We start from the raw sequence: 9633 nt of genomic DNA on the forward strand, positions 1-9633 counted from the left end.
ACAATTGGGTGGCGGTTATAAAATTCCGCTACACCTCGACGCCGCTCAAGAACGAATGGCGTTTCGACAACCCGTTGGGATTTCAGGTCACGGATTACCGCCGCGACCAGGAATCGGCGCCGGCTGCGGGAAGCCTGCAATGAGATGGCGCGTGAGCCTCGCTTTGTCGGCCGCCCTTCTGCTCGGTGCGATCCACGGCGCGGCTGCCCGCGACGGCCGCATCCGATATGTCACCTTCAACAACGACGACGTGACGTCGGTGCGCGCAGCTCTTGGTATTTCGACGATGGTCGAGCTCAGCCCGACCGAAGTCATCGAAACCGTCTCCGCCGGAGACACGAAAGGCTGGTCGATCATCCCCAAACGCGGATCGCGATTTTTGTTTGTCAAGCCGCTGGAGCGCGATGCTTGGACCAACGTCAACGTGGTCACCAACCGGCGCGTCTATTCCCTGCTGCTGCAGGCAACTGACAATAGCCGCGACCGGGCATCGTTCCAGGTCCGGTTCAAATACCCAGACCAGGATATCAACGCGCGCCTGCTCTCACAGGCCAAGGAGAGCGCGGCCGATCCGGATTTGAAGGACCTGAACTATGCCGATCTCAATTACGACTATGCGTACAAAGGCGATGACAGCTTGAAGCCGCGCACCGTATTCGACGACGGCACCAAGGTGTTTCTGGAGTTCAAGGGTGACATTCCGGCGATTTTCGTGGTTGACGACAAGCGCCATGAGTCGCTGGTCAACGTTCGCACCCAGGGCAAATACACCGTCATCGACAAAGTCGCGCGCCAATTCACCTTGCGAGCCGATGGCAAGACACTGTGCCTGTACAACCGGGCTCGACCCAACGCTATCGATCCCGTCGAGCAGGTCTACGGTCCAACGAAACTGACAGGTGGTTCCACCCTGTTCGGATCCAGCGGGGGGCGGTGATGACCCAAATCGACTATAACCAGCTGGACGGCAGCCCAACGGTCGCGCGCCGCGGTGCGGGCGTGGGTACCAGGATCGCGCTGGTCGGCCTCGGCGCGGTGCTCGTAGGCGCGCTGATATGGCTGAACTGGCCCCGGGACCCGATATCGCGCGATGTTCGCAGCGATGGCGAGGAAAACTTCAACCCGCCGGAGTTTCGTCCGCCGGCGTTGAACGAGCCGCCTCAACCTGCCGACGGCACGATCGACCAGATCGTCGTGCCGCCGCCGGCGGCCGACCAGAGTGGCACGCAGCAAGCCGACAATGTCGATCAGACAGTGCAGGAGGGCGCGGATCTCGATGCGCAGCGGCGCGCGCTGGAGGCACAAATGGCGGCCGAGGAAGCTCGCCGCAAGGCCGAAGAGGACGAAGCCCGCCGCAAGGCCGCATCTGAGGACGAGGCTCACCGCAAGGCTGAGGCCGCCGAGCACGAAAAGGCCGTGTGGGAACGCCTGCGGTCGAACCAGATGGTGACAAATGGTGAAAGCGGCTCCACGGATGCCGGCGCCCAGGCGGCACAGGTCGAAATCGCGCCCGACGGTCAGATCGTCCCGGTTCCCGGCGCCGACAGTGATCCCAACAAGGCATTCCTGGCGCAATCTGAGGCAAGTTCTTCCGGCGTCGTCAAGGCCAGGGTCTTCCGGCGTACCGACGCCTTGATCCCTGAAGGAACGATCCTTCGCGGCTATTTGGAAACCGCTGTTAACACCGACCTTCCCGGTGCGGTGCGCGCTGTCGTGCGTGAGGATGTCTTTTCGCTCGACGGAAGGCGGATCCTCATTCCGAAGGGCTCGCGCCTGACCGGGGAATACCGCTCTGGGCTCGCGCGCGGTCAAAAGCGTGTTTTCATCGTCTGGAACAGAGTCATCCGCTCGGATGGCATTTCCGTCGATATCAAGTCGCCCGGTGCAGATGCGCTCGGCCGCGGTGGCATGGGCGGCCGTGTCGATACGCATTGGGTTGAACGATACGGCAACGCCATCATGCTTTCGGTCATTGGCGGCGTCTCTGAATATCTGTCCTCGCTTGGCGACAGCAGCCAGAATGGACAACAGCGCCAGGTGTCGACGATCGATCCCGCGACCGGTGAGACCACGACCGTAACTTATGGTGGCAATGGCTCGCAGCGCGACGCCCGCGGCATCGCGTTTGACAAGTCATCGACCGCCCTGCAGCAACTCGCGCAGGAGGCGTTTCGCGACACGCAGAACATTGGCCCGACAGTTTATGTCGACCAGGGCACATCGGTTGTTGTGCTGGTGCGGCGAGATCTCGATTTCTCGGATTTGTACGCCGATCCCGTTCAGGAGGAAGTGGCACGAATGAAGGCAGGTGGGCGGCCGAAGACCGCGATCGATCCCACGCCTCTTTACGCGACGCCAAAGGATCATTTTTATCCCGGCTATGGGAGCCCGGTGAAATGAACGCCGTGCATCCCCTCCCCGACCCTTGGACAAGAGCCCCGGTCCTGCGCGCGCATCTGGAGCCAATATGGTCCTATTTGAACGAAGACGCCGTTTCCGAGATTGCGATCAACAGGCCAGGTGAATTGTTCATCGAACGCCTCGGCGCGAAGGAAATGGAGCACGTCGTCAAGCGCGAGGTCACGCCCGGCTGGATTAGGAATATCTCGACGGGCGTCGCCTCGGCGACAAATCAGGTCATCAACGAAGAAAAGCCGGTCCTGTCGGCCGCCCTACCCTCAGGTGAGCGCATCCAATGCATCCTGCCGCCCGCGGCTCCTGAAGGCGGGGCGATCTCGATCCGCAAGCAGGTCATCATGGATATGAGCCTTGCTGCCTACAAGGATCTCGGCGCATTCGAAAACACGACGATGGGCAGCGGCCTAGCGCTTTCAACCGAAGAAAAGCAACTTGTCGAGATGTTGCACGACACGTCGCCAATGGAGTTCCTGCAGTACGCAGTGCGCAACCGCGTCTCGATCGTCGTTTCAGGCGGCACGTCGACCGGCAAGACGACGTTTCTAAATGCGCTCTTGAAGGAAATCCCGGCGCATGAACGGATCATCACGATCGAAGACACCCGCGAACTGAGGTTGCCGGCTCCTAACAACGTCACACTGATTGCCTCCAAGGGTGACCAGGGCCTTGCCAAAGTCTCCGCGCAACAGCTGCTCGAGGCCTCGCTTCGCATGCGACCCGACCGCCTGCTGTTGGGCGAGTTGCGCGGCGCTGAAACCTTCGCATTCCTCCAGGCGATCAACACCGGCCATCCTGGTTCGCTCACCACCGTTCATGCCAATTCCGCCCGGTCCGCCTACGAGCGGCTGGCGCTGATGGTCATGCAGGGCAGTACGGGCCTCTCACGGAGTGAAATCCTCGATTACCTGCGCGAGGTCATTCCAGTGGTCGTCCAGATGGTCCGCACCGAAGGCGGCCGGCGCGGCATAAGCGAGATCAAGTTCACCAAGGCGGAGACGATCTAGCGAGGCCCCACCCATGCAGAAAATCGCAACAGCAATTTTCATGGTGCTCATGGCGATGGCCATGGGCGCCCTGCTTTTCACGGTCGCCTATGCCGCGACTGATTGGTACCGGGCTGGCTCCCACGTCCTGTTCGACCAGCTGAACGCCAATCCCTTGCTGGTTGTTCGTCTGGCCTGGGCTGACGTGACTGCGAGAAATTTTGACCGGGTGCAATACGCCATTGCGGCGGGATTTTTTGGGTTTCTCTTGCCACTGGTCAGCTTGTTTCTCATGCGTCCGAGAAAGCGCAATGACTCTCGCTTCATGACTATGAGCGACATATCGAAAACCGGCCTGACGAAAGTGGGCGGCGTTTTCGTCGGTCGAGCTGGCGGCAAGTTCGCCGAAATTCTGTCGCCCAGCCGCGATCAGCGCTCCGGCAAAATCCACTTGACGCAGCGCAAGCTGATTGGTGGCAAGAAATTGTGGATTGATGGCGATGATGTCGGCGGTTTCGTCATAGGGCCACCGCGTTCTGGTAAAGGCACGTCTCTCATCATCCCGAACGCCTTGACCTGGCCGCATTCGCTCGTGGTTCTCGACCTGCGGGGCGAGACCTATGCGGCGACCGCCGGTTACCGTTCGACCATGAGCCGCGTGGTGCGTTTCGCGCCGGCTGATCCGGACGGAAATACCGCATGCTACAATCCGATGGACTTCATCTCGCTGGACTCAGCACAGCGCGACATAGACCTTCGCAACATCGCTGCGGCATTGTTTCCGCGCCCCCCTTCGAACGCGGATCCCTACTGGGTTAACGACGCCCGCCTCCTTTTTACCGGCATCGCGTCCTTCGTCACGGAATCGCCTGCGATCCCAAACGAGAAGAAGACCTTCTCCACAATCCTCGAGATCATGAACGGCGCCGAGCAGCCGCTCCTCGAATTCATCGGCTCTCTGCGCGAAGAACGCCGCCGCGAATGCTCGCATTTCACACTGCAAACCCTGTTGCCGTATTTCGAGATGTCCGAGCGGCAGTTTTCCGGAATCTACGCCGGCGTACGCACCGGCATGGCGCCCTTTCTCAACGAGCGCCTGATGCGAGCTACCTCGCGCAGCACGTTCGATATTCGCAATCTCAAGCGCGACCGGATCTCTCTTTATCTCGACGTGCGGCGCGAGCAGATCACCTCGCTTGGACCTTTGTTCAACGTCCTGATTACGCAGATGATGAACTTCATGTCGGAAGCCATGCCGCGTCCGGAAGAGCATCCGGTGCTTGTGCTGCTCGACGAGTTCCAGAACCTCGGCAAGCTCGAGAACGTGACCGAAATGGCGAGCGTGCTTGGCGGCAACGGTGTTTCGATGTGGTTTTTCGTGCAGTCCCTGAAGGCCGTAGACGAAATCTATCGCCAGGAAGGACGCAAGACGCTCATCAACGCCGCTCGCGTCCAGATCTTTTTCGGTGCGCAGGACGCGGACGATCTGCGCTACGTTTCCGAGCAGCTCGGCGAAACGTCGGACGTGCAAAAGGACGTGACGCGCACCAAGGCAACGTTGTTCGACACTTATTACACGCGCTCGGAGCACCGCAAGGAAGTGCGGCGGCTCCTGATGCGGCCGGATGAAATCCGTACGCTCGACAAGAACAAGGTCATCATATTACCGCGCGGCGAACTGCCAATCCTCGGCACCCGCAATTTCTATTTCGCCGACGGCCAGCTCGCCAAACGCGCGTTCATGCCCCTGCCCGCCTCTGTCGAGGTTTCGCGCTCGAAAAGCCGTGCGTTGGACTGCTCTGCGGCGGTTCCATCTCCTGAGCTCACGACGATTGTGCCGACAGCACCCGCTTACCGCTCAGGCCTCTTGCAGGCCCGCCTCCGGCGCGGCGCGACATTTGCCGCAAAAGCAGGTCGTATAGCTCCGCCGCCAGGCCGGCGCGCAATCGTTAAAGAACGGCTGAAAGCAGCAGACGCTGCAGCCGCACCAGTCTATGCCGCCATAGATTTTGCCGCTTTGGCCGCCAAAGCGGTGACAACACGCATAGCGCCCGACAAAGAAGCGGCGGTTGCGGCCATCCTGAACAAGGTGCGTTCTCTGCGCGCCAGCGCATCCGATATCGAAGCTTTCGATAGGAATTTGAGAGTCGTCGAACATACTTTGCCTGAGGTAGTCGATGGGTAGGCTAGCATTCCGATGCGGCGGCCGAGTTGCTCCGCCCGGGCGAGGATTTAAAGAAGCTTCGCGAGCAAGCGTGCGGCCGCGCCCTGGTAGCTAACGCAGACCTTTTCGGTCATCGGCAGCGAATACCACGCTGTAAGTTCGGCAACGAGAACTTCGTCGTCGCCATTTACTGGCGCGGAGCTAAGTTGTCCGTTCTTGTCCATCATGATCGCTACGGTGCCGTTTGCGCGGTAGCCGATAGCTGCCATCCTCTGAATGCGAATGTCGCCCTCTATGCGAATATCGAACAAAAGAGAGCCATCCGTCTTTTCCGCGACGTCACCCACTCGATCGAAAAACGGGCAATTCATCCCGGCGAGAGACTGCTCGAACAAAACTAGTTCAACATACTCGGCCATCATTTCGGGAGAGTGCGCGGCATGCCGCGCAGGACCAACAAGCGATGCACGGCTTATCCACACAAATCCGTACAGGCGGTATCATCCCTGCAACTTGCCTCTCGCTCGAGCGTTTGGCGGTCGTTCCCCGTGGGCGGCAATCAAGGTCCGAACTCGTTTGGGCGTGATGCTTGGCGAAATAGCGAACCTCATAATCTACCTCGGCTGAAACTCGGTCGCGGTCGCGAAAATCGCGCTTCCTTGTGTCATTGGGGTTCCTCCCTTGGTCAGAAAGAACAGCGGACGAGGTTGAGAAGGACAAGTGCGCGGGATGTCATGAGCTCCGCTATGTGGCACGGCTCTCCAGGCAGTCCGATTTCGGCCCCGGCGACCTCCGGAGTGCTAGCCTGATAGAGAGCATAGGCGTACCGGCATGATTGAAACGCCCTTCGCCGACCAATGGAGCGGGCGGCGGTGCATATGTGGCGAGGCTGTCCGGGTCCTGGCCTGAAGACTTGATGCTGGATGAAAGACGCGCGCGAAACATCGATGCGCCAGCGACCAAAGTACCAGCGCTCTCGACCGCGCCTCGGAGGTGCGCCGGCACGATCGAGTGAGCCGTCTTCCAGGATACTCTCATCTTTCACGCCAGACTCCTTAGCCAGTGTCGACGAGGACGCCCCAGGCTTCGAGTTGACGGCACCTTTGGCGGCATCGGCGCTGCTGGCTGCCCCCCGAAACAGGGAGGGTTGCCACAAGAGGCAGTACGTCTTCTCGCGGTTCGTCGCTGACTGCGCTCGCGCTGCCGGCTATGAGGCAATCAGATATGCTTCAACCAAGAACGTGGACGGGACCAACGTTGTGATACGCGTTAAGGCGTCGTTCGGCCTCTCGGCTGGGAAACGCTACTGAAGTAGCGTTTGATCCGTGTACGAGCTTGCCCGCACGGATCAGCGCTGGCCAGATTATGCGAAGCCGGCATCCGACCAGCCGACCGTTCGCTCCACAATTCGACATGTGAATTTTATCGGCAGCGAAAGTACAGACGCCGAGAAATAAGTGGATATTGCGGAAAAGCCGCAGACCGGCTCTCAACCTATGCCCGACGTCTTATATTTGATCAACGAATCACCGTGGAAACCTTGCTCTTGAGCGTCCCCGACGTCAGCCCCCTGATAGCAGCGCTTCAGGCGCTATTGAACCCCTCGAAGGTCGATGAGCATCTCGTCTGCGCCGGGGCGGATGCGAGGGATGCCGCAGGCGAAGGCCCGCGGACGTTTCTGCTTCATGTCAGGTTCAACGAAGACCTCCCGAAGATCGAAGACCTAGCCCGGTATCTTTGGGAGCAGTGCTTCTACTACGCCCTTCCGCGACGCAGACAACTGGCGCTCAAAAAGGAGGCCGAAAACGATCCGTCGGCGATGTTGAGAGTAGGTAAGGCCGCGCGCGATGCCTTCATCGCCTTCAACGAGAAGAATCCGAGCAGGGCCAGCGAAGTCGCAGAGGTTCTCGCCTATTGTGTCGTCCAACATTACCTTGACGCCTCCCAGGTCGTGGCCAAGATGGGATTGAAGACCTCATCTAACATGCCCGTCCACGGCCTAGACGGCGTGCATGCAAAGTACGAGAACGGAGCGCTCACCATATACTTCCTCGAGGCGAAGCTCGCGAAGAGTGCGAATGGCGGAGCCAAGGATTACGCGGAGTCGGCGTCCAATTTCCTCTCAAACCGCTCGCAATATCTGCGGGAATACCAAATCGTCTCGGAACTCGGAAATCTCGATGCCCTGGAAGAGCCGGAACGCCAACTGGCGCTCGATCACTTCGACATTTTGGGGAAGCCGAAGCTTCATCGCCGCGAACGCTACATCGGCGTCATCTGCTATTCCGAGAAGAAGTATGGAGACAAGTTGACCGTGACGGACGGCCCGATCGACGTCCACGAAAAGCATTTTACTACTACATACACCGCCAAACACGGTCATCACCGTGCTGCTGCATTGAAGCATCTCAAGAATAACGGAGCCACCCCGCGGAAATGCATGGTGTTCTATGTCGCTGTGCCAGACGTAAACGCGCTGCGGAAGAGCTTCTACCAAGAAATGGGTGTGCCCTTGCCCGCTGGAATAGAAGACATCGACGGTCCCGACGAGGACGAGGCCGCGGAGGTCGACCAGCTTGAAGCGGTCGTAACAGTGGGACTGGAGGAGACTTCGACTTGAGTTTCGCACTTGATCTTTCCGATCGCCTTACAAGCCATCAGGCGTTCCACGAAATCTACAGTTCGCTGCAGCGCGCCGCCGCGGTAAAGACTTTGGTGCAGCCAATGACGGACCTCGTATCGACGTTGGACGAGGATGGGATCTTCAAGATGCTCTATTGCGCAGGCGTCTTCTCCCAGACGGAGAGCCCGAAATACCGCCATCTCGCGCAGTCCATCGCTTTGAACATGTTGCTCTTGGACCATGGGGAAGACGCCCGAAGCCGAAGTCTTCGGCTACTCAGTGATCTCGGCAACTTTCCGGCCGTCGCCTATGCGGCTGGCCACGGAGCGGCCGAGCCGGGTGGAAATTTCCTCACGGAATTTCTGCGGACGTCGATCTCGAAGGCCTTGAATACCGTGCAGGTCGGTGCAGAAGCAATCGCGCTTACCGATTTCCAGAAGGAGGCGTGGGACAGCCTTCCCGATGCAAACGCGATCGCGATCACGGCACCGACGTCGGCGGGGAAGTCGTTCCTGGTCATCGAACACATGTGCCGCTCGGTCGAGGCCGCATCCCAATTTTGTGCGGTCTACGTAGCCCCCACGCGCGCGCTCCTGTCGGAGGTCTTCGAAAGCGTAAAGCGCAGACTCGACGGCAAACCGGGCATTCGGATATCGACAGTTCCCAGCCGCGATTCCGAGGACTTTCCCAAGCAGGTATTCATCCTGACGCAGGAGCGGTTCCAGGTACTTCTTGCGATCTCGGACATCGTCTTCGACCTAATTGTGGCCGACGAGGCGCAGAATATGTCGGACGGTTCCCGCGGCATGATCCTTCAGGAGTGCCTGGAGCAGGCGCTCGAGCGCAAGGCAGATACGCGGCTGGTGATGCTCGCCCCCGGAGCTGACGGCTTCAAGGAAGTCGGGACGGCAATAGGGCGGCAGAAGATGCAGATCGCCGCTTCATCGATGCCTTCGGTCATCCAGAACAGAATCGTGGTGACCAAAAGCGCTGTCCCGAACACGCTTGAGCTGAGCCTCCTGACGGAGACGGGCACGCAAAGTCTCGGCCGTCTCACGGGCAATCGGGGTTTCGACCTGCCTGCCAGCCGTCTCGCCGCAGTGGTGCTCGAACTGGGCCAGCAGGACGGTTCCCTTGTCTATTCGACCGGGCCGAAGGACTCGGAGACGGTCGCCACGCTCATCGCGCGCGAGTGCAAAGTCGTTGATGACAAGTCGCTCGAGGACTTGGCCGTATTTATCGAGAAGCACATCCACGAGCGTTATGGTCTGGCCGACCTGGTGCGCAAGGGTGTCGCCTTTCACTATGGCAAGATGCCCACTCTCCTTCGTGAGTCTCTGGAGGCAGCTTTCAGGCAGGGGACCATAAAGTTCTTAGCTTGCACCACGACACTGTTCCAAGGCGTCAACCTGCCCGCCCGAAACGTCTTCATCGACACTCCGGAA

Annotated in this window: 8 protein-coding genes; 7 read left to right on the forward strand and 1 reads right to left on the reverse strand. The window is 59.6% G+C overall.

Translation table 11 applies throughout. From position 1 onward, the window contains the following. From EOA29_RS14830 to EOA29_RS14850, 5 genes are all read left to right on the forward strand, one after another. On the forward strand, window positions 1-143 hold a 143-nt coding region (locus EOA29_RS14830; RefSeq protein WP_145969677.1), incomplete at its 5' end, for a type IV secretion system protein. An 8-nt stretch (window positions 144-151) separates the two neighbouring features. Then, window positions 152-937, forward strand: a complete 786-nt coding sequence (locus EOA29_RS14835; protein ID WP_189478900.1) for a TrbG/VirB9 family P-type conjugative transfer protein — start codon at window positions 152-154, stop codon at window positions 935-937. Then, window positions 826-2400, forward strand: coding sequence for a type IV secretion system protein VirB10 (gene virB10 / locus EOA29_RS14840; protein WP_127221083.1), 1575 nt, complete (start codon window positions 826-828; stop codon window positions 2398-2400). Before EOA29_RS14835 ends, virB10 begins: the two co-directional genes overlap by 112 nt. Continuing rightward, window positions 2397-3422, forward strand: coding sequence for a P-type DNA transfer ATPase VirB11 (gene virB11, locus EOA29_RS14845; protein ID WP_127221084.1), 1026 nt, complete (start codon window positions 2397-2399; stop codon window positions 3420-3422). The genes virB10 and virB11 overlap by 4 nt, the downstream gene beginning before the upstream one ends. Before the next feature lie 13 nt (window positions 3423-3435). After that, window positions 3436-5586, forward strand: coding sequence for a type IV secretory system conjugative DNA transfer family protein (locus tag EOA29_RS14850; protein WP_127221085.1), 2151 nt, complete (start codon window positions 3436-3438; stop codon window positions 5584-5586). 47 nt (window positions 5587-5633) lie between these two features. Here the strand turns inward: EOA29_RS14850 and EOA29_RS14855 are convergent, their stop codons facing one another. Continuing rightward, window positions 5634-5984 carry a hypothetical protein gene (locus EOA29_RS14855; protein ID WP_245468472.1) on the reverse strand — a complete coding sequence of 117 codons (351 nt, stop codon included), beginning with the start codon at window positions 5982-5984 and terminating at the stop codon, window positions 5634-5636. 1112 nt (window positions 5985-7096) lie between these two features. On the opposite strand from EOA29_RS14855, the gene EOA29_RS14870 reads away from it, so the two are divergent. Both EOA29_RS14870 and EOA29_RS14875 read left to right on the forward strand, forming a co-directional pair. Next, window positions 7097-8185: a DUF1837 domain-containing protein gene (locus EOA29_RS14870; protein WP_210213150.1), complete on the forward strand. Its 1089-nt coding sequence runs from the start codon at window positions 7097-7099 to the stop codon at window positions 8183-8185. Then, the coding region (locus EOA29_RS14875) for a DEAD/DEAH box helicase (RefSeq protein ID WP_127221088.1) at window positions 8182-9633 on the forward strand (1452 nt) is incomplete at its 3' end. The genes EOA29_RS14870 and EOA29_RS14875, both read left to right, overlap by 4 nt.

The sequence above is a fragment of the Mesorhizobium sp. M1E.F.Ca.ET.063.01.1.1 genome (assembly GCF_003998155.1).
Classification (GTDB): domain Bacteria; phylum Pseudomonadota; class Alphaproteobacteria; order Rhizobiales; family Rhizobiaceae; genus Mesorhizobium.